Source organism: Streptomyces sp. NPDC001604 (assembly GCF_042893475.1).
GTDB lineage: Bacteria > Actinomycetota > Actinomycetes > Streptomycetales > Streptomycetaceae > Streptomyces.
The window spans coordinates 131,744-154,446 of record NZ_JBIAUY010000014.1 but is presented as its reverse complement, the minus strand read 5'-3'; the positions used below and the strand labels follow the sequence as shown (position 1 = coordinate 154,446).

Annotated in this window: 25 protein-coding genes and 1 pseudogene; 13 read left to right on the top strand and 13 right to left on the bottom strand. The window is 71.9% G+C overall.

Features of this window, described 5'->3' with window-relative positions; genetic code table 11:
- Positions 1 to 16 precede the first annotated feature (16 nt).
- The 4 genes from ACFY1E_RS32080 to ACFY1E_RS32065 all read right to left on the bottom strand — a co-directional run bounded on the left by ACFY1E_RS32080 (position 17) and on the right by ACFY1E_RS32065 (position 4,471).
- Positions 17 to 1,453, bottom strand: a complete 1,437-nt coding sequence (locus ACFY1E_RS32080; protein ID WP_389082005.1) for a benzaldehyde dehydrogenase — start codon at positions 1,451 to 1,453, stop codon at positions 17 to 19.
- 30 nt (positions 1,454 to 1,483) lie between these two features.
- Positions 1,484 to 2,662, bottom strand: a complete 1,179-nt coding sequence (locus tag ACFY1E_RS32075; protein ID WP_389082003.1) for a 4-hydroxybenzoate 3-monooxygenase — start codon at positions 2,660 to 2,662, stop codon at positions 1,484 to 1,486.
- Positions 2,663 to 2,679: 17 nt separating this feature from the next.
- Positions 2,680 to 3,729: a LacI family DNA-binding transcriptional regulator gene (locus tag ACFY1E_RS32070; RefSeq protein ID WP_389082000.1), complete on the bottom strand. Its 1,050-nt coding sequence runs from the start codon at positions 3,727 to 3,729 to the stop codon at positions 2,680 to 2,682.
- A 61-nt stretch (positions 3,730 to 3,790) separates the two neighbouring features.
- Positions 3,791 to 4,471, bottom strand: coding sequence for a TetR/AcrR family transcriptional regulator (locus tag ACFY1E_RS32065; RefSeq protein ID WP_389081998.1), 681 nt, complete (start codon positions 4,469 to 4,471; stop codon positions 3,791 to 3,793).
- 102 nt (positions 4,472 to 4,573) lie between these two features.
- Between ACFY1E_RS32065 and ACFY1E_RS32060 the strand changes: the two genes are divergently transcribed.
- Entirely contained in the window at positions 4,574 to 5,137 is a 564-nt protein-coding gene (locus tag ACFY1E_RS32060) for an NAD(P)H-dependent oxidoreductase (protein WP_389081995.1), read from the top strand.
- A 75-nt stretch (positions 5,138 to 5,212) separates the two neighbouring features.
- Here ACFY1E_RS32060 and ACFY1E_RS32055 read toward each other — a convergent pair whose 3' ends face one another.
- Complete coding sequence (locus ACFY1E_RS32055; protein ID WP_389081993.1) at positions 5,213 to 6,115, bottom strand: LysR family transcriptional regulator; 903 nt, start codon at positions 6,113 to 6,115, stop codon at positions 5,213 to 5,215.
- Positions 6,116 to 6,230: 115 nt separating this feature from the next.
- On the opposite strand from ACFY1E_RS32055, the gene ACFY1E_RS32050 reads away from it, so the two are divergent.
- Positions 6,231 to 6,449, top strand: coding sequence for a hypothetical protein (locus ACFY1E_RS32050; protein WP_389081990.1), 219 nt, complete (start codon positions 6,231 to 6,233; stop codon positions 6,447 to 6,449).
- Here ACFY1E_RS32050 and ACFY1E_RS32045 read toward each other — a convergent pair.
- The gene (locus ACFY1E_RS32045) at positions 6,425 to 7,306 is read right to left on the bottom strand and encodes an LLM class F420-dependent oxidoreductase (RefSeq protein ID WP_389081987.1); all 882 of its coding nucleotides are present in this window, start codon (positions 7,304 to 7,306) and stop codon (positions 6,425 to 6,427) included. The genes ACFY1E_RS32050 and ACFY1E_RS32045 overlap by 25 nt on opposite strands.
- A gap of 257 nt (positions 7,307 to 7,563) precedes the next feature.
- Here ACFY1E_RS32045 and ACFY1E_RS32040 point away from each other — a divergent pair, with 257 nt between their 5' ends.
- Positions 7,564 to 8,538, top strand: a complete 975-nt coding sequence (locus ACFY1E_RS32040) for an alpha/beta hydrolase (RefSeq protein WP_389081985.1) — start codon at positions 7,564 to 7,566, stop codon at positions 8,536 to 8,538.
- Between the two features lie 16 nt (positions 8,539 to 8,554).
- Here the strand turns inward: ACFY1E_RS32040 and ACFY1E_RS32035 are convergent, their stop codons facing one another.
- Positions 8,555 to 9,571 carry an ArsR/SmtB family transcription factor gene (locus ACFY1E_RS32035; protein ID WP_389081982.1) on the bottom strand — a complete coding sequence of 339 codons (1,017 nt, stop codon included), beginning with the start codon at positions 9,569 to 9,571 and terminating at the stop codon, positions 8,555 to 8,557.
- A 241-nt stretch (positions 9,572 to 9,812) separates the two neighbouring features.
- On the opposite strand from ACFY1E_RS32035, the gene ACFY1E_RS32030 reads away from it, so the two are divergent.
- Entirely contained in the window at positions 9,813 to 10,235 is a 423-nt protein-coding gene (locus ACFY1E_RS32030; RefSeq protein ID WP_389081980.1) for a peptidase inhibitor family I36 protein, read from the top strand.
- Between the two features lie 109 nt (positions 10,236 to 10,344).
- The gene (locus ACFY1E_RS32025) at positions 10,345 to 11,367 is read left to right on the top strand and encodes a helix-turn-helix domain-containing protein (protein ID WP_389081978.1); all 1,023 of its coding nucleotides are present in this window, start codon (positions 10,345 to 10,347) and stop codon (positions 11,365 to 11,367) included.
- A gap of 16 nt (positions 11,368 to 11,383) precedes the next feature.
- On the opposite strand, the gene ACFY1E_RS32020 is transcribed toward ACFY1E_RS32025, so the two are convergent.
- Together ACFY1E_RS32020 and ACFY1E_RS32015 are read right to left on the bottom strand one after the other, a co-directional pair.
- A complete protein-coding gene (locus tag ACFY1E_RS32020; RefSeq protein WP_389081976.1) occupies positions 11,384 to 11,737 on the bottom strand; it encodes a hypothetical protein in 354 nt (117 codons plus the stop codon).
- 136 nt (positions 11,738 to 11,873) lie between these two features.
- Positions 11,874 to 12,407 (bottom strand): 2'-5' RNA ligase family protein, encoded by a 534-nt coding sequence (locus ACFY1E_RS32015; RefSeq protein WP_389081973.1) that lies wholly within the window; start codon positions 12,405 to 12,407, stop codon positions 11,874 to 11,876.
- A gap of 135 nt (positions 12,408 to 12,542) precedes the next feature.
- On the opposite strand from ACFY1E_RS32015, the gene ACFY1E_RS32010 reads away from it, so the two are divergent.
- The 3 genes and pseudogenes from ACFY1E_RS32010 to ACFY1E_RS32000 form a co-directional block, all read left to right on the top strand.
- Positions 12,543 to 13,001, top strand: coding sequence for a MarR family winged helix-turn-helix transcriptional regulator (locus ACFY1E_RS32010; protein WP_389081971.1), 459 nt, complete (start codon positions 12,543 to 12,545; stop codon positions 12,999 to 13,001).
- A gap of 193 nt (positions 13,002 to 13,194) precedes the next feature.
- Positions 13,195 to 14,406, top strand: a complete 1,212-nt coding sequence (locus ACFY1E_RS32005; RefSeq protein ID WP_389081968.1) for an MFS transporter — start codon at positions 13,195 to 13,197, stop codon at positions 14,404 to 14,406.
- A gap of 18 nt (positions 14,407 to 14,424) precedes the next feature.
- Positions 14,425 to 14,780 (top strand): annotated as a pseudogene (locus ACFY1E_RS32000) (aldo/keto reductase); the annotation flags it as partial.
- A 6-nt stretch (positions 14,781 to 14,786) separates the two neighbouring features.
- On the opposite strand, the gene ACFY1E_RS31995 reads toward ACFY1E_RS32000, so the two are convergent.
- Positions 14,787 to 15,707: a LysR family transcriptional regulator gene (locus ACFY1E_RS31995; protein WP_389081966.1), complete on the bottom strand. Its 921-nt coding sequence runs from the start codon at positions 15,705 to 15,707 to the stop codon at positions 14,787 to 14,789.
- Positions 15,708 to 15,850: 143 nt separating this feature from the next.
- Between ACFY1E_RS31995 and ACFY1E_RS31990 the strand changes: the two genes are divergently transcribed.
- Together ACFY1E_RS31990 and ACFY1E_RS31985 are read left to right on the top strand one after the other, a co-directional pair.
- Positions 15,851 to 17,104 (top strand): MFS transporter, encoded by a 1,254-nt coding sequence (locus ACFY1E_RS31990; RefSeq protein WP_389081963.1) that lies wholly within the window; start codon positions 15,851 to 15,853, stop codon positions 17,102 to 17,104.
- Positions 17,105 to 17,241: 137 nt separating this feature from the next.
- A complete protein-coding gene (locus tag ACFY1E_RS31985) occupies positions 17,242 to 17,499 on the top strand; it encodes a hypothetical protein (RefSeq protein ID WP_389081961.1) in 258 nt (85 codons plus the stop codon).
- Positions 17,500 to 17,599: 100 nt separating this feature from the next.
- Here the strand turns inward: ACFY1E_RS31985 and ACFY1E_RS31980 are convergent, their stop codons facing one another.
- The gene (locus ACFY1E_RS31980; protein WP_389081959.1) at positions 17,600 to 18,139 is read right to left on the bottom strand and encodes a DUF1707 domain-containing protein; all 540 of its coding nucleotides are present in this window, start codon (positions 18,137 to 18,139) and stop codon (positions 17,600 to 17,602) included.
- 118 nt (positions 18,140 to 18,257) lie between these two features.
- Here ACFY1E_RS31980 and ACFY1E_RS31975 point away from each other — a divergent pair, with 118 nt between their 5' ends.
- Positions 18,258 to 19,130, top strand: coding sequence for an LLM class F420-dependent oxidoreductase (locus ACFY1E_RS31975; protein WP_389081957.1), 873 nt, complete (start codon positions 18,258 to 18,260; stop codon positions 19,128 to 19,130).
- 49 nt (positions 19,131 to 19,179) lie between these two features.
- On the opposite strand, the gene lysA is transcribed toward ACFY1E_RS31975, so the two are convergent.
- Entirely contained in the window at positions 19,180 to 20,511 is a 1,332-nt protein-coding gene (gene lysA / locus ACFY1E_RS31970; protein ID WP_389081954.1) for a diaminopimelate decarboxylase, read from the bottom strand.
- An 11-nt stretch (positions 20,512 to 20,522) separates the two neighbouring features.
- On the bottom strand, positions 20,523 to 20,858 hold the full coding sequence (locus tag ACFY1E_RS31965) for an SAV_915 family protein (RefSeq protein ID WP_389081951.1): 336 nt from the start codon (positions 20,856 to 20,858) through the stop codon (positions 20,523 to 20,525).
- Between the two features lie 376 nt (positions 20,859 to 21,234).
- On the opposite strand from ACFY1E_RS31965, the gene ACFY1E_RS31960 reads away from it, so the two are divergent.
- Together ACFY1E_RS31960 and ACFY1E_RS31955 are read left to right on the top strand one after the other, a co-directional pair.
- Positions 21,235 to 21,513 carry a hypothetical protein gene (locus ACFY1E_RS31960; RefSeq protein WP_389081949.1) on the top strand — a complete coding sequence of 93 codons (279 nt, stop codon included), beginning with the start codon at positions 21,235 to 21,237 and terminating at the stop codon, positions 21,511 to 21,513.
- Positions 21,510 to 22,700 (top strand): CaiB/BaiF CoA transferase family protein, encoded by a 1,191-nt coding sequence (locus ACFY1E_RS31955; protein ID WP_389081946.1) that lies wholly within the window; start codon positions 21,510 to 21,512, stop codon positions 22,698 to 22,700. Before ACFY1E_RS31960 ends, ACFY1E_RS31955 begins: the two co-directional genes overlap by 4 nt.
- The last annotated feature ends 3 nt before the right edge of the window (positions 22,701 to 22,703 follow it).

Genomic DNA, 22,703 nt, shown 5'->3' with positions numbered 1-22,703 from the left:
GGACCGGTCGCCCTCTCTAGAAGGGGTACGGCGCCACGTCACCGCGCACCGTCGTCCAGCGCACGTCGGTGAAGGCCTCCAGGTTGGCCTCGCCGCCGAAGCGGGCGCCGGTGCCGGACGCGGCGATGCCGCCGAAGGGCGCCACGGCCTCGTCGTTGACCGTCTGGTCGTTGATGTGGACGATGCCGGTCGGGATGCGCTCGGCGAGGTCGAGGCCGCGGGCCGCGTCACGGGTGACGATGCCCAGGGACAGGCCGTACTCCCCCGCCGATGCGAGGGCCGCCGCCTCGTCGACGGTGGCGAAGGACCGTACCGGCGCGACCGGACCGAAGACCTCTTCGGCGTAGGCGGGGCTGTGATCGTCGACGCCGGCGAGAACCGTCGGACGGTAGAACAGGCGGTCGTGGGTGCCACCCGCGGCCAGCTTGGCGCCGCCTGACGTGCTGGCCTCGACCAGGCCGTGCACCTTGGCGAGCTGGTTGTCGTCGATGATCGGGCCGAGGTGGACCTGCTCGCGGTGCGGGTCGCCCACGGCGAGGGAGTCGGCCTTGGCGGCGAGGCGCTCGACGTACTCCTCGTAGAGCGACTGGTGCACCAGGTGGCGGCCGGTCGTCATGCAGATCTGGCCCTGGTGGAAGAACGACCCCCAGGCGGCCGTGGAGATCACCGCGTCCAGGTCGGCGTCCTCGAGGACGACCATGGCGGAGTTGCCGCCGAGTTCCAGGTGGACGCGCTTGAGGTGGCGGCCGCCCGCCTCGCCGACCGCGCGGCCCGCTGCCGTGGAGCCGGTGAAGGAGATGACAGGCACCTTCGGGTCGGCGACCAGGGCCTGGCCGACGTCGGGGCCGCCCGGCAGGATGTGCAGCAGGTTCTCGGGCAGGCCTGCCTCGGCGAAGACCGCGGCGAGGGAGAGCCCGCCGCAGACCGCGGTGCGCGGGTCCGGCTTGAGAACGACCGCGTTGCCGAGCGCGAGGGCCGGGGCGACCGAGCGGATCGAGAGGATCAGCGGGGCGTTGAACGGCGAGATCACGCCCACCACGCCGACCGGGATGCGGCGCGTGTACGACAGCCGGGGCGCCTCGCTGGGCAGGATCTGTCCGGCCGGGCGGGAGGCGAGGGCGGCGGCCTCGTAGCACTCCTGAGCGGCCACATGCAGCTCGAACTCGGCCTTGCCGGGGATCGAGCCGGACTCGCGGACGAGCCATTCGCGCAGCTCTTCGGCGTGTGCGGCGAACAGGTCACCGGCCTTGCGCAGCACGCCGGCGCGGACGAAGTGCGGGACGCGGGCCCACTCGGTCTGGGCGGTGCGGGCGGCCTCGGCGGCCGGGCCGACGTCCGCGGCCGAGGCCAGGGTGACGGTCGCGAGGGTGTCCCCGGTGGCGGGCTCCGTCACGGCGTACTCCGGTCCCGACAGGGGTCGGGGCTGCCAGGTCTTCGGGTCGAGCAACGGCATGACGGCTCTCCGTTTCGTCACCGGCGGGACTCAGGTCATGAGCGGAAGTCCCGTGTAGTTGGCGGCCAGTTCGGCGGCCGCGTGGCGGGATGCGGCGATCCGGCGCAGACGTGTCAACTGCAGTCGGTTCTCGAACGCATCCCCATCTGGTTGAGCATGCAACATCTTAGTCATGTCATAGGAGAAACGTGTGGCCTGCCACACCCGCGCGAGGCAGATCTCCGAATAGGCGTCGAGGAGTTGCTCGGATCCGCTGCGGTGCAGCTCGGCGAAGGCGCGGGCGAGGACGCGGACGTCCGAGACGGCGAGGTTGAGGCCCTTGGCCCCGGTCGGCGGCACGATGTGGGCGGCGTCGCCGGCCAGCAGCAGCCTGCCGTGGCGCATCGGTTCGTGGACGTAGCTACGCATCGAGGTCACCGACTTGGCGGTGATCGGACCGCGGTGCAGGGTCCAGTCGGCGTCGACGGCGAAGCGGGCGGCGAGTTCGTCCCAGATGCGCTCGTCGGGCCAGTCCTCGGGGTCGGTGTGGTTGGGGACCTGGAGGTAGAGGCGGGACAGGTGCGGGGAGCGCATGCTGTGCAGGGCGAAGCCGCCGTCGCCGCGCGCGTAGATCAGCTCCTCGCAGGAGGGTGCCACGTCGGCGAGGATGCCGAGCCAGGAGTACGGGTAGTCGTGCGTGTACGAGCGGCTGCTCGCGGCGGGGAAGGTGTCGCGGGAGATGCCGTGGAAGCCGTCGCAGCCGATCACCCAGTCGCAGGTCAGCGTCTGTTCGCGGCTCTCGTGCAGGAAGCGTACGACGGGCGAGGCGCTCTCCGGCTTCTCGATCGCGAGGGCCTCCGCCTCGAACAACAGGGGCGGCCCGTCGGCCAGTTGGAGGGCGACGAGGTCTTTGACGATCTCGGTCTGGGCGTAGATGGTGACGGTGCGGCCGCCGGTGAGGGCCGGGAAGTCGATGTGGTGGCGTTCTCGGTCGAAGCGCAGCTCGATGCCCTGGTGGACGAGGCCCTCGGCGTTCATCCGCTCGGCGGCACCGGCCTCGCGCAGCGCGTCGACGGTGCCCTGTTCCAGCATTCCGGCGCGCTGACGGTGCTCGACGTACTCGCGGGTCCTGGCCTCCAGGACGACGCAGTCGATGCCCGTGCGGTGCAGCAGCCGGGCCAGGAGCAGCCCGGCGGGGCCGCCGCCGATGATGCCGACCGTCGTGCGCATGCGCGCCTCCCGGGGGTTCAGCTGGAGTCGCGGTGGACCACCGTGGCTCCCAGCACCTTGTGCGTCTCGGGCGCGGCGCCCGGGTTGCGGACCGCGCGGTCGACCAGTTCGGCGAGGTCGCGGCCGGACGGCAGCTCGATGTGGACCGTGCTCAGCCGGGGCCTGAGCAGCCGGCCGAGCATGAGGTCGTCGGCGCCGATCACGGCCGTGTCCTCCGGGATGCGCACCCCCGCGTCCTGCAGGGCGCGCATCAGCAGCATCGCGTACTCGTCGTTGTACGCGAACACGGCGTCCAGGTCGAGTTCCCGCCAGCGGGCGGCGAGGCGCGCGGCGGATTCCTCCTCGTAGCCGAGGGGCAGTTCGGTGACGGTGGCGTCGGTGCCGTGCAGGGCGCGGCGCACGCCTTCGAGGCGGGGCAGGGAGAAGGACTCCAGGCCGTCCTCCTCGGGTACGACGACACCGACGCGGCGCCGGCCGCGGTCGAAGAGATGGCTGCCGGCGCAGTGGCCGACGGCCTCGTGGTCCATGAGCAGGGCGTGGGCGCCGTCGACGGAGTCGGGGCCGAGGGTGACGACGGCCCGGGCGCCGGAGCGCTTGAGCACGGTCACGCCCTGCGGGGTGAGGGAGCCGGGGCCGGGCACCAGGACCGCGACCGGGCGCAGCTCGGCCCAGGCGCGGGCGGCCTCGTCGCCGTGCACGCCGACGGAGCCGTACTGCACGACCGTGTAGTCGAGACGGCCCAGCGCCCACTGCAGCTCGCTGATGAACTGGCTGTAGAGGGGACCGACCGGGAAGCTCGGCGCGGGCATGAGGACCATGCGGCTGTGTCCGGCGCGCAGGCTGCGGGCGGCCGCGTGCGGGACGTACCCGAGTTCCTTGGCGGCCTCGTGGACACGGCGGCGCGTGGGCTCGCTGATCCGTACGGCGCTGGCGTTGTTGAGGACGTAGGAGACGGTCGCGCGCGAGACGCCGGCCAGGCGGGCCACATCGGCGCTCGTGGGCACGGAGCGCGGTGCGGGCGACGAGGACGCGGACGTTTTCGGTATCTGCACCATGACGTACGGCATCTTTGCAGAACCTGTGGCCGAGACCACAGGCGGGGCGTCGCCGACCACGTCCGAGCGGGGTTCAGCAGGGCGGGCGGCTGCCGGTGACGCGGTCGACCAGGTCGATCCAGCCCTTCTCCAGGCGTTCCAGGGGCATCCCGCACTGCTCGGTGAGGTGGTGTATCAGGGCGGGGTCGAGATAGCCCATCAGGGTCCGGGCCAGCAGATCGCAGTCGGCGTCCGGCACGATCTGCCGCAGCAGGACCGTGACGTGCATGGTCAGTGCCCCGGTCGACGGGTGAGTGAACCGGCGGGTCGGCTCCGGCTGGGCCGCCAGTTGCAGGTCCAGCTGCTCGGCCGAGCGGTAGAGCAGCGCCACCCCGAAGGCCCGAAGCCGCTCCAGGGGCGGCGCACCGGGGCCCAAGGGCGGCGGTCCGCCGAGGAAGTCGGCCTGCAGCTTCCTCGACGAATGGTCGAGCAGTGCCGTCAGCAGTCCGGTCCGGTCGCCGAAGCGGCGGAAGACGGTCCCCTTGCCGACATTGGCCGCGGCGGCGACCGCCTCCATGGTGACCCCGGCCGCCCCGTGCTCCGCGATCAGCCGGGTGGCCGCCTCCAGCAGCCGGGCCCGGTTGCGGGCGGCGTCGGCGCGCAGGCACGGCTCGTCCCCGGCGGAGCTGAGCTGCAGCAACTCAGGCTCGCCGGCGGGCTCCTGAGGCCTCGGAAAGGGCGGCAGCGTGGCGGACATGAAGACAGCGTAAAGCATCGGGAACAAAACTGGACCGCGGTCCGGTTAGGGTGCTACAACAATAAACGGACCTCGGTCCGGATCGTAACGGCAATGTTTCAGCATCCCCTGGAGTACCCCATGTCTGTTCGCATCCTTGCGCTCGTCGGCAGCCTCCGCGCCGGTTCGCACAACCGCCAGCTCGCCGAGGCGGCCGTCAAGCTCGCCCCCGAGGGCGCGGACGTCGTGCTGTTCGAGGGTCTGGCCGAGATCCCCTTCTACAACGAGGACATCGACGTCGAGGGCAGCGTCCCGGCCGCCGCCACGAAGCTCCGCGAGGCCGCACAGGCCGCCGACGCGTTCCTGTTCTTCTCCCCCGAGTACAACGGCACCATCCCGGCCGTCCTGAAGAACGCCATCGACTGGCTGTCCCGCCCCTACGGCGCCGGCGCCTTCGGCGGCAAGCCGGTCGCCGTGGTCGGCACCGCCTTCGGCCAGTTCGGCGGTGTGTGGGCGCAGGACGAGACCCGCAAGGCCGTGGGCATCGCCGGCGGCAAGGTGCTGGAGGACGTCAAGCTCTCCATCCCCGGCTCCGTGGTCCGCTTCGCCGAGACCCACCCGGCCGACGACGCCGAGGTCGCCGCGCAGCTGACCGAGGTCATCGCCCGCATCCACGGCCACGCGGACGAGGCCGCTGCCGCCTGAGCGGACGCAACCGCAGCAGAACCTGAGGGGCCGGAGCGGATCAGCTCCGGCCCCTTTGTGTGCCTCGTCCGGGTGTCAGGCCACCGCCGTCGGCGCCAGTTCGCGCAGCTCCTGCAGTGCGGCCGCGACCGCGGGCCGTTCCCGGGCGCCCCGGCGGGTGCAGGTGAGCAGCTTGCGGTGCGGGTTGCCGGTGCAGCGCACCCGGGTGATCGGCAGATGCGGGGTCAACTGGGCCAGCCGCGGGACCAGCGCGACCCCGAGGCGGCTCGCGACCAGGTGGGCCGTGACGTTCCAGTCCAGCGCGTGATGGACGATGTCCGGGCTGAACCCCGCCTCCCCGCAGGCGGACAGCACATGCGGGCGGCAGGGGCTGTCCGCGACCGGGGCGATCCAGTCCTCGTGCGCCGCGTCGGCCAGGTCGACGCGTTCGCGCCCGGCCAGCGGGTGGTCCTCGGGGACGACGAGGTCGAACGGGTCGTCCAGGAGCGGCTGCTGGTCGAAACGGGTGTCGCTCAGGGGCGGGTTGTGCGGGGTGGCCTCGACGACGGCGAGGTCGGTCTCCCCCTCGAAGAGAAGGTCGAAGCTGCCGGGGACGCCGGCCTCCTGGATGCGCACGCACAGCCGCGGATGGCGCTCGTGCAGCCGGACCGCCATCGGGGCCAGCAGCACCGAGACGGCCACCGGGAACCCGCTCACGCGCAGCGGCCCGGCGGGGGCGTGCTCGGCGCGCAGGTCGAGCTCGGCCTGTTCCCAGCGGGCCTGGATCGCGTCCGCGTGCGCGAGCAGGCTCTCGGCGGCGGGGGTGAGCCGCACGCCGCGGCCCTGTGGTTCGAGGAGGTCGACGCCGAGGTCGCGGGCGAGCTGGCGGATCTGCTGCGAGGCCGCGGACGTGGTGAAGTGCAGGGCGCGGGCGGCCGCGGTGACCGTGCCGTAGTGGGCAACCGCCCGCAGGACGTGCAGTCGGCGCAGGTCAATCATGAAGCCCAGGCTTCAAGGTCGGGTCCACAAAGTCAACCTGGACGTGTACGGATCACGGGCTGCACGCTGGGTGTGTCGCGACGGCCCACCAGTCAGGACGTACCGAGGAGTTGCCATGATCAGCACGACCGCCACCGCCTGCCCGCACTGCGGTTGGCCGGACGGCGCCGAACCCTTCCAGGTGGTGTCGAGGCACAGCACCGCGGCGGGCCGCACGGTGTGGACGCGTTGTGGCTGCGGCTCGCTGCAGGTCCGGGTGGTCGACGGCTGCGGGATGCGCGTCGTCTCGCGCAGTGGTCCCGCGGAGCCTCACTCCAGCCCGGCCAGCCGCTGAACGGCCGGGGCCGCGAAGCTCTCGATCCACGCCGCGGGCTCGCCGAGACGCGGCACGAGGATCACGGTGTCCAGGCCGAGCTTGGTGTAGCCGGAGATGTCCCGCGTGAAGGCGTCGAGGTCGCCGGCCGTGGCCGACTCGCCCATGTAGGCGACCGTCTTGCGGATCCGGTCGTAGTCGCGCCCCTCGGCCTCGCAGTGCCCGCGCAGCACGTCGAGCTTGTGGCGGACCTCCTCCGGCGAGGTCGCGAACAGGTTGCAGGCGTCGCCGTACCGGGCGACCAGGCGCAGGGTCTTCTTCTCGCCCCCGCCGCCGATCATGATCTCGGGGTGGGGGCTGCTGACCGGCTCCGGCACGCACAGGGTCTCGGCCAGTTCGTAGTGCTTGCCCTCGAAGGGGCCGTTGGCCTGCGGGTCCCACATCTGCAGACAGATCCGCAGGGTCTCCTCCAGCCGTTCGAAGCGCTCGGCGGTCGGCGGGAAGGGTACGCCGAGGCCCTCGTGCTCGCGGTCGTACCAGGCCGCGCCGATGCCGAGGGTGGCGCGGCCGCCGGACAGCACGTCCAGCGTGGTGGCGATCTTGGCGAGGAGTCCGGGGTGCCGGTAGGTCACGCCGGTCACCAGCGCACCCAGCTGAACGGTGGAGGTGTGGCCCGCGAGATAGCCGAGGGTCGTGTAGGCCTCCAGCATGGGGTCCTCGGCGCCGCCGTTGAACTCCATCTGGAAGTAGTGGTCCATGACCGACAGCCGGCTGATCCCGGCCGCCTCGGCCGCGGCGCCGGTCGCGGCGAGTTCCGCGCCGAGGGCGGGCCCTCCGCCGCTGTGGTTGAACCGGTTGATGTGTACGCCCACCCGCATGACCGTCTCCGTCCGCCCGGACCCTTGCCGTCCCCAGTGACGCTAGAACTTCGAGCGCTCTCGAAGTCAAGCGGGCGGGCGCCTGGCCGGGGCCCCCACTCACCCCCGAGGAGCACCGAGCGGCAGGTCATGAACGGGTGTCGGGCGGCCACCCGCCGTCCGGCGGGCAGGTTCCGCCGGACGGCGGCGGTCCGTACGGCGGCCGGGGCGTGAATCATGTCGGCCAGAGCCGCCGCGCCGTGCGTGAGGAGACAGTCATGACCCTGGTCCCGCCCCCGTTCGATCCCGAACTTGCCGCAGCACTCGAGCTGATCAAGGACGTGGTCCAACCCGGTCTCACCCTCGACGAGATCGACCTGGTGCGGCAGGGCCCGGGCATCGAGATGCTCGCCCAGCTCGACCTGACCGCGGGCGGGTTCTTCGAGGTCGAGGACCGTACCGTGCCCGGCCCCGAGAACGCGCCCGACATCTCCCTGCTGATCTGCCGACCCGCCGCCCCGCCGGCCGCCGGTCCGCGGCCCGTCGTCTACCACGTCCACGGCGGCGGCCTGGTCATCGGCAACAACCGGGTCGGTGTGGACGTACCCCTGGCGTGGGCTCAGCAGCTGGACGCGGTCGTGGTGTCGGTGGAGTACCGGCTGGCTCCGGAGCATCCGTATCCGGCTCAGATCGAGGACGTGTACGCCGGTCTGCTGTGGACGGCGGAGCACGCCGAAGAGCTCGGCGCCGACCCGGAACGGATCGTGATCGCGGGTGCCAGCGCGGGCGGCGGCCTGAGTGCGGCACTGGCCCTGCTGACCCGGGACCGCAAAGGCCCGCGGCCGCTCGGCCAGGTGCTGATGTGCCCGATGCTGGACGACCGCAACGACAGCCCGTCCACGTACCAGATGGCGGGCCTCGGCGTCTGGGACCGCACCGCCAACGAGACCGGCTGGACGGCGCTGCTGGGCGAGGAGCGCGGCGGCCCGGAGGTGCCGCCGTACGCCGCGCCCGCCCGCGCCGAGGACCTTTCAGGTCTGCCTCCGGCCTTCCTGGACGTCGGTTCCGCGGAGACCTTCCGCGACGAGACCGTGGCCTACGCCTCCCGGATCTGGCAGGCCGGCGGAGTGGCCGAGCTCCACGTGTGGCCGGGCGGCTTCCACGGCTTCGACGGCTTCGCCCCCCAGGCATCGCTGTCCCAGGCGGCACGGGCGGCACATCTGGACTGGCTGCGGCGGTTGCTGGCGCGGTGACCGGTGCGGGCGGCGGTCAGGAGGGTTCCTCGGCCGCCGCACCGGCGCGGTTGCCGAGCAGCCGCAGCCCCAGCGGGGTGATGCTGTGCAGGACGTACTTGCCGTCGCGATGGCTGCTGACGAGGCCGGCCTCGCGCAACACCCCGAGCTGCTGGCTCGCGGAGGGCACGGACACGGCGACCGTGCCGGCGAGTGCGGTGGTGGAGGCGGAGCCTCGGGTGGCGGTCTCGTACAGCAGGGCCGCGCGGGTGGGTCCGAGGAGCCGGGCGAGTCGGCCGGGGGCCACGGGCGCGTCCGGGACGACGGTCTTGTCGACCGGGTAGACCAGGACCGGCAGCAGGCTGTCGTCGAACAGGGAAACGGGCCGTCGCCAGCAGAAGTACGAGGGCATCAGCAGCAGACCGCGGCCCTCCAGGAGCAGGTCGCGGTCGACCGGGTAGTCGACCTCCATGACGGGGGCCTGCCAGCTGATCATCGGACGGAAGGTCTCCAACAGCGCCCTGACGCCGCCGGTCGCCAGCGCTCCCCCGCGCCAGGCGACGTCGGCCGCCACCACGGTCTCGATGCGCTGCCACAGCGGCCCCACGAACAGCTCGTGGTAAGTGAGCAGAGAGCTGCCCAGCCGTCTCAGGGCGGCGCATTCACCGCGGGCGAGCGCGTCTGCCGCGGCGGGCGCCCCGGCGTGGACGGTCAGCAGCCCGATCTCGGTGCGTACTCGGCTGCGCGGTGTGCTCAGCACCCGGTCGATCCCCGCGCGCACGCCGTCGGCCTGCCGGACGGGAGGCGGGGTGAGGAAGTCCGGGAAGTACGGGGAGCGGGGCGGTACGAGGTCGCACAGGGCGCGGACGGCGTCGCGTGCCTCGCCGCCCCGTCGGATCAGCCTGGTGGCCTCTCTTCTCCATCCCCCGAAGGCGATACGGCCGTCACGGTCCTGGAGGCGGCACAGGCTGCACACGATCTCCCACAGCGGGTCAGGTCCATGGGCGATCCGAATGGTCTCCAGATCCCGGGCGGTGCAGTGGATGCGTAACAAGGTTCCCCCTTGTCGAAGCGCCATGCACATGACTCCCCCGGTCAGTCCGACGGGTCGTCGGGCGGGAAAGTTGCCGGTGGGTCGGGATTTGGCGGAAAGAGCCTCCTGGGTCGTTTCGGCCCCAGCCAAAGTGACGTGACGCTCGCCGGATGCATGACGAGAGTTGTCCCCGCGGCCCGGGCTACCTGGGAGAGGCGAGGCCGGGGCGCATCCATTTCGACCGACCGCTTGGGGGAACACCATGGCTTTCCGCAGCAAGGCGACCGCGGTGACGCTCGCCGCACTGTCCGCCGTCGCCGGTCTCGCCGGCACCGCCTCCGCCTCCTCGTCCGGCACGACCGCGTGCGGCGGCAACAACTCCTGCGCGACCGTCGGGGGCGTTACCGGTCACGCGTCGGCGAACAACGGCGGCGGGGACTGCGCCTCGGGGAACCTGTGTCTGTACACGGGCGCGAACTTCACGGGGACCCGGTTCGACCTGTACGCGTGCAGGAAGTACTCGCTGTCCCAGTGGAACGGGATCGGCTCGGACTACAACAACCAGACCGGCGGCGTCGTTTCGACGTACTACGGCCTGAACGGGAACGCGCTGTACACCCTCGCCTCCGGCTGGACCTTCCCGTCGCACGACTTCTCGCCCGTCTGGGCGGTGCGGAACTGCTGACGCCCGCCGTCCACCGACAGCAGCGCAGTCCGGCCGCACCGCTCCCGCAGTGCCGCCGGACTGCCTCGGGCGCTCCTCACCGAGCGCGCCATGGCGCATCATGGCCCGTATGAAAGAGCTGGCCGGGCGCCTGACCGCGCTGGATCCCGATGCCGGTGCCGCGGTGCGGGTCATCGCCTACTTCGACCGACTGGCCGAGACCAGGGCCGGTCTGGAGGCGCTGGTGCGCGGGGCGGCCGTGCTGGCCGGATGTCCGGCGCGGCTCGTGGATGCCGGCCGCCGCGTGCGGGTGCGGGTCGAGCCCGACGGCACCCGCAAGGACACCGAGGCGCCCCCGGAGCCGGACTGGCCGAGCGCGGCACTGGAGCCCGGCGGCGTCCCGGCTCTCTGGCTGGAGCGGGCGGGTTCCGGGCCGAGCGTCGTCGACGCGGTGATCCTGGAGCGGGCCGCCGGTGCGATACGGCTGGTGCTCGACCGCACCCGGGGCCGCGCCCCGGCCACCCCCGCCGACGACCCGGCTCTGATCGAGACGCTGCTCGACGCCACGGTGCTCGAGCCGGCCCGGCTGCACGCGGCCCGTCGCCTCGCCATCGATCCTGCCGACCCGGCCGTACGAGTCCGCGCCCTTGCCCCCGGCGACGGACCGCCCCGCATCCTGACGGCCCAGGCAGGTGTCCGACCGAGCGACGCCGAGTTGCCCGCCGGTCGCCTCGGCGTGGGGCCGGCCGTCCCCGTGCTCGACCTGCCGGGCTCCTGGGCGGCGGCACGCACGGCCCTGCGGTTCACTGCCGACGGCACGCCCCGGGATCCCGGCCCGCGGGTGGTGTACGCCGAGGAGCTGGGCGGCATCGCGCTGCTCGCGGATCTCGTCGTGCCGGGCGCCGAGCCGCCTCCCGACGTGCGGACCCTGGAAGCGGCGGCGGGCGCGCTGCCCGGGCTGCTGGCCACGCTGCACGCCGTGGCCGCCACGACGAGCCAGCGGGCGGCGGCCGCCGAGATCAACGTGCACCACTCCACGCTCCAGGACCGCCTGACCCAGGCCGAGCACCTGCTCGGCTGGCCGCTGCGCACCCCGCAGGGCCGGCTCAGGCTGCAACTGGCGCTGACGATGCGGCACTTGGCGCGACCGTAGCCCTCGAGCACGAGGTTCACCGGAACTCGTGGACCACCTGGATCTCGCCGTCGATGTGGGCGTTGAACTCGTCGAGCTCCTCGGCCGGCACCCACAGCTCGAGGATGGTCTCGCCGCCGGCCTGCCGCACGGGGTACCGGCTCAGGAAGTCCGTGTCGACCTCGAAGCGGGTGACGATGCCGGCGCCGTCGTGCTTGACGTTCCAGTCCCGCGCGATCTTGACGGCGTAGTCCTCGTTGAGCACCGGGTAGAAGACCGGCTGCTCGGGCAGCCGCGGCGGCCAGGCACGCCACTCCAGCTCACGGACCAGGTCCAGCTCCTTGGGGCCGGTGGGTCGCCACAGGGTCGTCGTCGGTCGCGGGCTGGCCATGGCGTTCGCTTTCCGGAGGGATCGGCTGCCGCTGCGGCCGGTCGGGAGCCCGGACGATACCGGCGAGGCCGGGGCGGCGGCCAAGGGGTTTCGTGCGACGACGAAGCGGCCCCGCGCGACTACCGGAGAGAGGCGGCTACCGGAGAGGGAACGACGCCCGGTGCAGCCAGTCGGTGCCGTCGTAGGCCACGAGGTCGACGGTGGGCACGCGGGCCGTGAAAGGGAGGGCGGGGCGCAGGCCGGCCTCGATCTCGTCCAGCACGGCCTCGTCCTGGCCCTGGGCGACCGTGAGGTGCGGGTGGGGGTCGTACTTCCCGCCGTACGGCGGTGCTTCCGGCCAGCGCTCGACGACCGCCTCGGTGAGCCCGCGGAACGGATAGTCGGGGGTGGGCGCGAGGTAGAGCACCCCGGGAAACCGTCCGGATTCCTCGAACCGCACCTCGAAGGAGCGGTGCTGCGCGAAGATCTCGTCCAGGGCGGCGCAGGTCACGGCGTCGACGAGGGAGGCGGGCAGGAAGGGGAAGACCACGGTGACGTGGGCCGGGACACCGGCTCGGGCCGCCGGGTCGAAGCGGTCCCGCCAGGGCCGGACCGCCGCTTCCGCCTCGGGTACGGGTACGACGAGCGCCGTCTGCCCCGCCGCGAAAGGACCGGATTCCTCGTCTGCCATGCCATGGGTGTACCAGGCGGATCCCCGCGACCGCGACCCCACACCCCTTGCATACGCGCCCTACCAGCCCTCGCCGACAATTTCACAGATGTCCTATCCTGGGCCGCAGGCACTTCGGGACGGAGGACCCAGCCCATGACCGCGACGGATCCGGCGCTCACCGCGCTCGCGTCGAGCTGGTCCGCCCTGTCGCTGCTGCACGGCAGGATCGAGGCCCACATCGAGCGCGCCCTGCAGGCCGGGCACGATCTGAGCGTGCGCGAGTACTCGCTGCTGGACGTGCTGAGCCGGCAGCACGACGGGGAGGGCGGGCACCTGCAGATGAAGCAGGTCGCCGACGCGGTGGTCCTCAGCCAGAGCGCCACGACCCGGCTGGTCACGCGCCTGGAGGACCGCGGGCTGCTGACCCGCTACCTGTGCCCCACCGACCGGCGCGGCATCTACACCGACGTCACCGAGTCCGGCCTGCGGCTCCTGGAGGAGGCCCGCCCGACCAACGAGGCGGCCCTGCGCGAGGCCCTGGACGAGGCCGCCCAGAGCCCGGAGCTCGCCCCGCTGGTCCAAGCCGTCGAGACGCTTCGCGTTCCTGCCTGACACACCGAGACCCCCGCCGCCGGAGCGCTGCGGGGGTTTTCACTTGACCAAATACTTACAGACACCTACTACCCGATACTTGCAGACACCTACTACCCGCTCAAGCCATTCGATGCGGTTGCGTTTATCGCGCGTCTGCAACTATTGTCGACGCCTGTAAGCGTTACACGCAATCGCCTGGAAGGTAGTTCCCATGCCTCTCGCCCTCCTGGCCCTGGCCATCGGGGCCTTCGGGATCGGCACCACGGAATTCGTGATCATGGGCGTGCTGCCCGAGGTCGCGGGTGACTTCGGCGTCTCCATCCCCACCGCCGGCTGGCTCGTCTCCGGCTACGCCCTGGGCGTCGTGTTCGGCGCGCCCCTGCTGACGGTCCTGGGCACCAAGGTCTCCCGCAAGAAGATGCTCATGTTCCTCATGGGCCTGTTCGTGGTGGGCAACACCCTGTCCGCGTTCGCCCCCACCTTCGGCGTGATGCTCGCCGGCCGGGTGATCGCCTCTCTCGCGCACGGTGCGTTCTTCGGCATCGGCTCCGTGGTCGCGGCCGGCCTGGTCGCGCCGGAGAAGAAGGCGTCCGCGATCTCCCTGATGTTCACGGGCCTGACCGTCGCCAATGTCGTGGGCGTCCCGCTGGGCACGTACATCGGCCAGGCCGCCGGGTGGCGGGTCACCTTCACCGCTGTCGCCGCGCTCGGCGTGGCGGGTCTCGTCGGGGTGGCGAAGCTGGTGCCCGAGCCGGGCCGCCCGGAGTCCGGCACCATCCGTACCGAATTCGCGGCCTTCCGCAATGTGCAGGTGTGGATCGCGATGGCGATGACGGTCCTCGGCTTCGGCGGGGTGTTCGCCGCGATCACCTACATCACGCCGATGATGACCGAGGTCGCCGGTTACTCGGCCGGTGCGGTGACCTGGCTGCTGGTGCTGTTCGGGGCCGGGATGTTCCTGGGCAACCTGGTGGGCGGCCGGTTCGCCGACCGCGCCCTCATGCCCATGCTGTTCACCGCGCTCGGTGCGCTGTCCCTGGCGCTGCTGCTGTTCACGGCGACCGCCCACAACAAGGTTCTCGCCGCCATCACGCTGACGCTGATCGGTGCGCTGGGCTTCGCCTCGGTGCCCCCGCTGCAGAAGTGGGTGCTCGACCAGGCCTCAGCCGCCCCGACTCTGGCCTCCGCAGCCAACATCGGTGCCTTCAACCTCGGCAACGCGCTGTCCGCCTGGCTCGGCGGTCTCGTCATCTCGGCCGGGCTCGGCTACACGGCACCTAACTGGGTCGGCGCCCTGCTGGCCGGCAGCGCGCTGCTCCTGTCCTTCCTGGCGGCCTCCCTCGACCGCCGCACCCGTCCGGCGGGCCGGGTCGTGGCCGCGTCCGCACCCGCCGAGCACATCCCGGCCGCCGCACGGCACTGATCACCAATGGGCAGTGCACTGGTGCGGGCCGGCAACCAGATCGAACCGCACCCGGCCTCCAGCAGCGTGAACTGCGCGCCCTCCACGGCCACCTGGGCATCGCCACGGCGGCCTGGAGTCCGCCGGTGCAGGGCGCGGTGCCGACCGAGCCCGCACTGACGGAGATCGCCGAGCGGTACGGCAGGTCGCCGGCGCAGGTGGTGCCGCGCCGGCACCTTCAGCTCGGCAACGTGGTGATCCCGAAGGCCGTCACACCCGCCCTCATCCGCGAGAACATCGACCTCTTCGACTTCGCCCTCGGCGACGAGGAGCAGGCCGCGATCGCCGCCCTGGGCCGGGGGCTGCGCACCGGCCCCGACCCGGACGCCCTCAACTGGCCGTCACTGGGCCCACTTCGGGGTCCAGGTGTCGGTGTCCCGTCGCGCGGTGCCGAGGTGGGCGCGGAGCGAGGCCAGCGCCGGATGCGGGTTGTCGGCGCGCCAGATCAGCGAGTGCGGGTAGACGGGCGTGGGGTCGCGCACGGGGATACGGCGCAGGTCGTGGTCGGCCGGCCAGACCATCCGGGTCTGTACGCCGACGAAAGTAGCGAGCAGCGAGGAGTCGGCGATGGTGTCGAGGAGCGGTTCGGTGCCGAAGTCGGGACCGGTGACCTCGATGGTGAAGCCGAAGGCCGCGGCCAGGTCGTCGTAATAGGCGGCCCATTCGGTGCCCGCCACGTTGCCGGGCATCCAGATCCGGTGGCCGGACAGCTGGGCCGGGGTGACGGCGCGGCAGGAGGCAAGCGCGTGCCGGGGGCCGGTGAGGAGTTCGAGGGGCTCGTCGTGGACGCGGGCCGCCCCGATGCCCTCGGGCAGCTGACGCGCGGGAAACGTGAGCGCGCGGAAGGACGCGTCGATGGTGCCGGACCGCACCGCGGAGATCGCCGCGTCGGCGTCGAAGAGCGTGACGACGTCGAGGGCCGAGTCGGGGTGGGCGCGGTGGAAGTCCCGGATCAGATCGGCCGGGGCGAGCCGGCGGCCGATCACGTCGACGCGCAGGGCACGGCGGCCGGGCCGTACGGAGGCAGCGGCGCGCTCCTCGGCCTGCAGGAGTTCGCGGGCGTGGGGCAGGAAGACCTGGCCGTCGACGGTGAGCTGGGCGCCACGCGCAGTGCGGGTGAACAGCCGCGCGCCGAGGTCCTTCTCCAGCGCGGCGACCCGCTTGGAGACGGCCTGCTGGGTGACGCCCAGGCCGAGGGCCGCTTCCCGGAACTGTCCGGCGTCCGCGACGGCCACGAAAGTACGCACTGCGTCGATGTCCACGCGCCCTTTTCTACAACGCCCTGTTGCCGCTGGTCCCACAACTTCAGGTTGTCGGGCGACCGGCGCGTCGGTTGTTTGCCCCCGGCCCGCGTGACCGGCTTTGATGTCGCCGGTCGGGATCGGGCGGCACGGGGAGGCCGGGCATGCGGGGCGGGCAGGCGTTGGGGCGGCAGTTCGGATGGCTGTGGGGGGCGTACACCGTCAGCGCGATCGGGACATGGCTCGCCTTCGACGCGTTCTCGCTGATAGCGGTGATCGTGCTGCATGCCGGGGCGACCGAGGTGGCGGTGCTGTCGGCGGCCGGGCTCGCGGTGGGGGCGGCGGTGGCGACGCCGCTCGGACCGTGGATGGAGTTCCGCCACAAGCGGCCCGTGATGATGTCCATGGACCTGGTCCGGTGTGGGGTGTTGCTGAGCATTCCGGTCGCGTTCGCGCTCGGCGCGCTCACCTTCGTACAACTTCTGGTTGTGTCGATCGTCGTCGGCGCGGCCGACATCAGCTTCACCGCGGCAAGCGGGGCCTTCGTCAAATCGCTGCTGCCGCCCGAGGACCTGCTCGCCGCGAACGCGCGGTTCGAGGCGACCCAGTGGACCGCGACCATTCTGGGGCCGCCCCTGGGCGGGGCCGCGATGGGCCTGTTCGGGCCGGTGATGACCGTCGTGGCCAATGCGGTGAGCTTCCTGCTGTCGGCCGTCGGGATCCGAGCGATCGGCGGGACCGAGCCCCATCCCGTACGGCCGGCCTCGGCGCCCGGGCAGGCACCGGGCGGCAGCCTGCTCGAAGGATGGCGCTACATCCTGGCCCATCCGACGCTGCGACCGATGTTCTTCAACACGGTGCTCTACAACGCCCTGATCATGGTGTCGCTTCCGCTGCTCGCCGTGCTGATGGTCGGCGATCTCGGCTTCGCGGCCTGGCAGTACGGTCTGGCCTTCTCCGTACCCAGTATCGGCGGCCTGATCGGCTCACGGCTGGCCCGCCGGCTGGTGCCGCGGTTCGGAGAGCGCCGCGTGCTGCTCGTCGCGGGGACGCTGCGCGCGTGCTGGCCGATCGGCCTCGCCTTCGTCGGGCGCGGCACGGCGGGGCTGGTGCTCGTGATGGTCGTGGAGCTGGGCGTGATCGTGTCCTGTGCCGTCTTCAACCCGGTGTACTCCACCATTCGGCTGCGGCAGACGGACCCGGGCCGGGTGGCGCGCACGCTCTCCGCGTGGTCGGTCACCACCAAGGCGACGACCGCCGCGATGACCGCCCTGTGGGGCCTGCTGGCCGGCCTGACCGGCCCCCGCGCAGCCATCGCCGTCGCCGGCGTCCTCGTCCTGGCCACCCCGCTGCTGCTGCCCCGCCGTGTCGCGGGCCCCGCGGAGATGGCGCAGCCGAGCGTCGACGAAGCGGCCTGAGCCGCCGGCCCCGATCCGCCGGGTTCCGTGAGGAGTTGCCGCTCATCGCGGCGGGCAGGGTGATGAAGGACCAACTGCGATGAGGACGGACGGGAGCCGCGATCCGGCTCCCGCCGGCGAAACGGAGAGCCCTTCTGATGACGAACCACGCGGCCGGCCTGACGACGGACCCGTCACTCGACCAGATCGAGCGCCTCGACGACGAGATCATCGCGCTCCTCGCACGCCGCCGCGCGATGGCCCAGGAACTCCCGCCCCCGGCCCGCCCCGCCGATCCGGCCTTCGCGGAGACGGTACGAGGCACAACGGGCCGCTACCGGAGGGAACTCGGCGGCGCGGGCGAACTGGTCGCCCGCGCGGTGATGGTGCTGTGCGATCCCAGGCGGGACATCTGAGTCACGGATCTTGCCGCGCCCTTCCCGAGCTGCACGCAAGCGCGTCCCGGGAGGGCGCGTCGGCACCCTGCGCGCAGCCTGCCCGCGCCACGAGGGGCGGTCACCGCCGCTTCTCGACGACCTTCGCGTGCACGAGCCTTCCGACGAGTTCGATGCGCAGGCGCGGAGCGTCAGCGGATTTCCTGGAGCGGAGCTTCAGCTTGGAGTAGGTGAGGTTGAGCCCGTCGGTGTCGATCACCAGGTCGGACGAGCCGACGAGAACCAGCTTGCCGTGTGCCATCTCCGTCTCGATCCGCAGGACGTCCGAGGTGGTCACCGCGTGCGTGAAGTCGAAGGTGACGCGGCACAATTGCGTGCGCAGCTCGATGCGCTCGGGTACCGACCAGCGTCCGTCCCGCACGTACTTGCCGCCGTGTTGTTCGACGACGAGGAGGTCTTTGCCCTTCATCGCGGGCGTGCGGGGCAGGTCGGTCGTGAGCTCGGCCAACTCGCCGAGCGTCCGGGCCGTCAGCGCGCTTTCCAGCCGGCTGTCCAGTTCCTCGGCGCTGAGTCGGCCATCCCCGGCGGCGACCCGCAACACCTCCACGACCCGGTCGCGGTCCTCATGCGATGCCCGCAGGCCGGGCGGCTCGTTGGACATGACGGCCACGGTAGCAGCGCCGCGGCTTCCCGAAGGCTGACGGGAAGATCCGGCGGCACCCTCCGGTTGCCACCGGTGTACGGCTCCCACGCACACCGACCGGAGGGAAACGCCGCTCATGACCGCCAACCTGAAGGAAACCGTCGGACGTTACGGCATCTGGAGCAGGGCCCTGCACTTCGGGGACCCGTCCCGCAACGGTGAACTCGCCGAGGTGGCAGCAGAGTTGGAGGAACTGGGCTACGGCGCGCTCTGGCTCGGCGGCAACGCCTCCGCCCGCGACGCCGCCCCGCTGCTCGAGGCGACCTCCCGGATCGTGGTCGGCACCAGCATCCAGAGCATCTGGGAGCACGAGCCCGCCGCCTCCGCCACGAGCTTCAGCGAGCTGGACTCCGCGCACCCCGGCCGCTTCGCCCTGGGCCTCGGCGTCAGCCACGCCAAGTTCGCGGAGCAGTACCGACGTCCCTACTCGGCCCTGGTGTCCTACCTGGACGCCCTGGACGAAGCGGGCCAGCCCGCCGACCGCCGCCTCCTTGCGGCCCTCGGCCCCAAGTCCATCGACCTCGCCCGGGAACGCGCCGCCGGCTCCATCCCGTACCTGGTCACCGCCGACCACACGGCCGCGTCCCGCGAGCGCCTGGGCGACGCCCCGCTGCTGGCACCGGAGCTGAAGGTCGTCCTGGAGTCCGAACCGGCCCGAGCCCGCGCCGTGGCCCGCGACTACCTCGCCCTGTACCTCACCCTCCCCAACTACACCAACAACTTCCTCCGCAACGGCTTCACGGAGGACGACCTGGCGAACGGCGGCAGCGACCGTCTCATCGACGCGGTCTACGCCTGGGGCGACGAAACACAGATCCGCGCCCGCATCGACGAGTACATCGCCGCCGGAGCGGACCATGTGGCCCTGAACATCGTGGACGGCAGCACGCCATCGCGGGAGTCCCTCCCGAGGGAGGCCTGGAGCAAGCTCGCTTCTCTGCTGACGTGAACTGAGTTTCCCCGGGGGCGCGGGGACGGCGCGACTTCTGCAACAGGCCTCAGAGACCCACGTCGCGGCTGCGGATGTCGTCCAGCGACTCACGGCGCACGAGAAGCCGGGCGCGGCCGTCGCACACCGCGGCGACGGGTGGGCGGCCGACCAGGTTGTAGCCGGAGGCCATGGAGAGGTGGTAGGCGCCGGCGACGGGGACGGCGAGCAGGTCTCCGGGGCGTACGTCCGCGGGGAGTTCGACGTCGGCGGCGAGCACGTCGCCGGCCTCGCAGTGCCGGCCGACGACAGTGACCGGCGCCCGGTCGGTGGTGTGTCGGCCGACGAGACGGAGCGCGTAGTGCACTCCGTAGAGGGCCGGGCGCGGGTTGTCACTCATGCCGCCGTCGACGGCGACGTACGTGCGACCTGCGGTGCGCTTGACGACGAGCACGCGGTAGAGAGCGATGCCCGCGGGTCCGGCGATGGCCCGCCCCGGTTCGATGATCAGGCGGGGAACGGCCAGCCCGGCCGCCGCGCATGCCTCGGTCAGCTCGGTGCGGACCTTGCGGGCCAGGGTGGTCAGATCCAGCGCCTGCTCACCGGAGCGGTAGGCGATGCCGTGGCCGCCGCCGAGGTCGAGCTCGGGCAGGACGAGACCGTGCTGCTCGTGCAGGCGGGCCATGAGGCCCACGATGCGCCGCACGGCGGCCAGATACGGCTTGACGCTCGTGATCTGCGAGCCCAAGTGGCAGTGAAGGCCGGTGAGTTCGAGCTGCGGCTGGTCGAGTGTCCGGGCGATCGCGTGCTGGGCGTACCCGTCGGAGATGCTGAGGCCGAACTTCTGGTCCTCGGTACCGGTGCGGATCTTGTCGTGGCCGCCGGCACTGATACCGGGCACCACACGGACCATGATCTTCTGGTGGCCCTGTGGCCCGACGGCGGCGGCCAGCCGGGCGATCTCCGACGGGCTGTCGATGACGATGCGGCCCACGCCGAGGCGCAACGCCGATTCCAGGTCGCGTGGGGACTTGGCGTTGCCGTGGAGCACGATCCGCTCGGGCGGGAACCCGCTCATGACGGCCTGCTCCAGTTCACCGGCCGAGCAGACGTCGAGCCCGAGGCCCTCCTCGTCCATCCAGTGGATCATTGCGCGGCACAGGAACGCCTTGGCCGCGTAGAGGATCTCGGTGTCGGGGAAGGCGTTGCGATAGGCACGGCAGCGGTCGCGGACCTCGGCCTCGTCGAGGACGTAGACGGGTGTGCCGAAGCGATCGGCGATCTCGGCGAGCGGTACCCCGCCGACTGCCAGGTCGCCCGGCCGGGTCTCGGTGGTGGACGCGGGCCAGACCGAGAGGTCGCCGTCCATGGGACTGACGGAACTGTCGTGAAGCGTGGTCATCGTGTCCTCTCTCAGCCGACGCGTACAGCGAGCGTGGGAACGACGGGGTTCACCGGCCGGGCGGCCCGGGCCGTGAACTGGGGATCCACCGTGACGGTGGTGACGCCGAGCGGTTGGGTCAGCGCGCGCAGAGCCGGCTCGGCGAGCCTGACCCACGCCTGTCCGGGGCCGAGCGTCGCGGTCAGCCGACTCTCGGAGGTGAAGGCGACGGCCGTACGGTCGCCGAGAGGTGTGCGGAAGACACGCGTCACACACCCCGAGGGTCCCGGCCGGACGGGAACGAACAGTGGTCCGACCGGGAACGGATCAGAGGGTTCCGGGTCTTCGCCGGACAGGATGTCTGCCATGGGACGCCTCCAGGGGGCGGTGACCCGAGTGGGCCCGGGTCGGGCGAGTGGCTGGGCGCCCCGCATGCGGGGAGGCGGAACGGGACGCACCGATGACGCTATGCCGGCCCGCCCCGCTGATCCGCCGGCTCATGACGCAACGCTGACGGGCATCGGGCAAACACTGACGCGGCGCTGACACCGGCGGCGATGCCGCCTGGCTCCCAGCGCGCCCGCATTGTTCTGTACAAAGTCCCGCCCGGGCCCCGATGTCTGCCCCGACACATCACGAGGGTGCACTAAGACACAGGTCACGAGCTGACGGCAGCATTGACACTGCCACAGATTTGGCCGTACAAATCTGGCAGAGGCAGGTGCCCAATCCCCTGGGGGACCGTTGACCATAGCCCGCGCCCAGTGGGCCCACGCGTACCGCGCGACGCGGGACGACCCGGCGCTCGCCGAGCGTGCTCACCCCCCGCCCCGCCTCACCGCTCCCCTGCCGGACTCGGCACGCTGGGCGGCCATGGCGCACGTGCTCGACTTGTCGGCGCTGCCGCCCGGTGCACGCGGTCCGGACGTACCGGTGCTGCTGGACGGGCTGACGTGGGCGGGCGCAGCCGAGTTGCCGCGGAAGCACTTCCCGTACATCCCCTACGCGGGGCAGGAGGCATGACGGTGGATCAGCTCCCCCTGTCTGGCATCACGGTGGTCAGCCTGGAGCAGGCCGTGGCCGCTCCCTATGCCACCCGGCAGCTCGCCGATCTCGGCGCCCGGGTCATCAAGGTGGAGCGGCCGGGCGAGGGCGACTTCGCGCGCCGTTACGACACGACGGTGCACGGCCACTCCAGCTATTTCGTCTGGCTCAACCGCTCCAAGGAGTCCCTCACGCTGGACCTGAAGGACCCGCGGGGCATGGAGATCCTGCGCCAACTCCTCGACGACGCGGATGTGTTCGTACAGAATCTCGCGCCGGGCGCCGTGGACAGACTGGGCCTCGGCGTGGATGCGCTCGCGGACCGCTACCCGCGGCTGATCCCGTGCACGATCTCCGGCTACGGCACGAGCGGTCCGTGGGCCGACCGCAAGTCGTACGACCTGCTGGTGCAGTGCCAGACCGGCCTGGTCTCACTCACCGGAACCGCGGACGAGACCGCGCGTGTCGGGATCTCCGTGGCCGACATCGCCGCCGGGATGTACGCGTACACAGGCGTCCTCACCGCCCTGTACACCCGGGCCACCACCGGCCGGACGCACCCGGTGGAGGTGTCCCTGTTCGAGGCGCTCGCGGAGTGGATGGGCCAGCCCGCGAACTACACGCGCTACGGCGGCAGTCAGCCCGCCCGGCTCGGCACCCAGCACGCCACCATCGCACCGTACGGCGCCTTCACGACGGCCGACGGCAAGCAGGTGCTGTTCTCCATCCAGAACGAGCGCGAGTGGGCCGTCCTGTGCGCCGACTTCCTCGGCCGGCCGGCGTTGACGAAGGATCCGCGCTTCACGACCGGCTCCGACCGCGTCGCACACCGCGACGAGATCAACGCGATCGTCGCCGAGCGCTGCGCCCGCTCCGACGCCGAGGAGATCCTCAAGGACCTCGAGGACATCGGCATCGCCTGCGCCGGGGTCAACGACGTCGCCGAGTTCCTGGACCATCCGGTGCTGGCCGCCCGCGAGCGCTGGCGCGAGGTGGCCGTGCCCGGCGCGACCGTGCAGGCACTGCTCCCACCGGCCGACCTCGCGGGCATCCCCGCGCGCATGGATCCCGTACCGGCCGTGGGCGAGCACACGGACACGATCCTCACCGGCCTCGGCCTCTCCCCCGACGACATCCGGGCGCTGCGCGCCGACGCCGTCATCTGACCC

Coding starts and splice junctions, on each gene's coding strand:
- ACFY1E_RS32080 (WP_389082005.1), bottom strand. CDS start 1,453: ATGCCGTTGCTCGACCCGAAGACCTGGCAGCCCCGACCCCTGTCGGGA.
- ACFY1E_RS32075 (WP_389082003.1), bottom strand. CDS start 2,662: ATGCGCACGACGGTCGGCATCATCGGCGGCGGCCCCGCCGGGCTGCTC.
- ACFY1E_RS32070 (WP_389082000.1), bottom strand. CDS start 3,729: ATGCCGTACGTCATGGTGCAGATACCGAAAACGTCCGCGTCCTCGTCG.
- ACFY1E_RS32065 (WP_389081998.1), bottom strand. CDS start 4,471: ATGCTTTACGCTGTCTTCATGTCCGCCACGCTGCCGCCCTTTCCGAGG.
- ACFY1E_RS32060 (WP_389081995.1), top strand. CDS start 4,574: ATGTCTGTTCGCATCCTTGCGCTCGTCGGCAGCCTCCGCGCCGGTTCG.
- ACFY1E_RS32055 (WP_389081993.1), bottom strand. CDS start 6,115: ATGATTGACCTGCGCCGACTGCACGTCCTGCGGGCGGTTGCCCACTAC.
- ACFY1E_RS32050 (WP_389081990.1), top strand. CDS start 6,231: ATGATCAGCACGACCGCCACCGCCTGCCCGCACTGCGGTTGGCCGGAC.
- ACFY1E_RS32045 (WP_389081987.1), bottom strand. CDS start 7,306: ATGCGGGTGGGCGTACACATCAACCGGTTCAACCACAGCGGCGGAGGG.
- ACFY1E_RS32040 (WP_389081985.1), top strand. CDS start 7,564: ATGACCCTGGTCCCGCCCCCGTTCGATCCCGAACTTGCCGCAGCACTC.
- ACFY1E_RS32030 (WP_389081980.1), top strand. CDS start 9,813: ATGGCTTTCCGCAGCAAGGCGACCGCGGTGACGCTCGCCGCACTGTCC.
- ACFY1E_RS32025 (WP_389081978.1), top strand. CDS start 10,345: ATGAAAGAGCTGGCCGGGCGCCTGACCGCGCTGGATCCCGATGCCGGT.
- ACFY1E_RS32020 (WP_389081976.1), bottom strand. CDS start 11,737: ATGGCCAGCCCGCGACCGACGACGACCCTGTGGCGACCCACCGGCCCC.
- ACFY1E_RS32015 (WP_389081973.1), bottom strand. CDS start 12,407: ATGGCAGACGAGGAATCCGGTCCTTTCGCGGCGGGGCAGACGGCGCTC.
- ACFY1E_RS32010 (WP_389081971.1), top strand. CDS start 12,543: ATGACCGCGACGGATCCGGCGCTCACCGCGCTCGCGTCGAGCTGGTCC.
- ACFY1E_RS32005 (WP_389081968.1), top strand. CDS start 13,195: ATGCCTCTCGCCCTCCTGGCCCTGGCCATCGGGGCCTTCGGGATCGGC.
- ACFY1E_RS31990 (WP_389081963.1), top strand. CDS start 15,851: ATGCGGGGCGGGCAGGCGTTGGGGCGGCAGTTCGGATGGCTGTGGGGG.
- ACFY1E_RS31985 (WP_389081961.1), top strand. CDS start 17,242: ATGACGAACCACGCGGCCGGCCTGACGACGGACCCGTCACTCGACCAG.
- ACFY1E_RS31980 (WP_389081959.1), bottom strand. CDS start 18,139: ATGTCCAACGAGCCGCCCGGCCTGCGGGCATCGCATGAGGACCGCGAC.
- ACFY1E_RS31975 (WP_389081957.1), top strand. CDS start 18,258: ATGACCGCCAACCTGAAGGAAACCGTCGGACGTTACGGCATCTGGAGC.
- lysA (WP_389081954.1), bottom strand. CDS start 20,511: ATGACCACGCTTCACGACAGTTCCGTCAGTCCCATGGACGGCGACCTC.
- ACFY1E_RS31965 (WP_389081951.1), bottom strand. CDS start 20,858: ATGGCAGACATCCTGTCCGGCGAAGACCCGGAACCCTCTGATCCGTTC.
- ACFY1E_RS31955 (WP_389081946.1), top strand. CDS start 21,510: ATGACGGTGGATCAGCTCCCCCTGTCTGGCATCACGGTGGTCAGCCTG.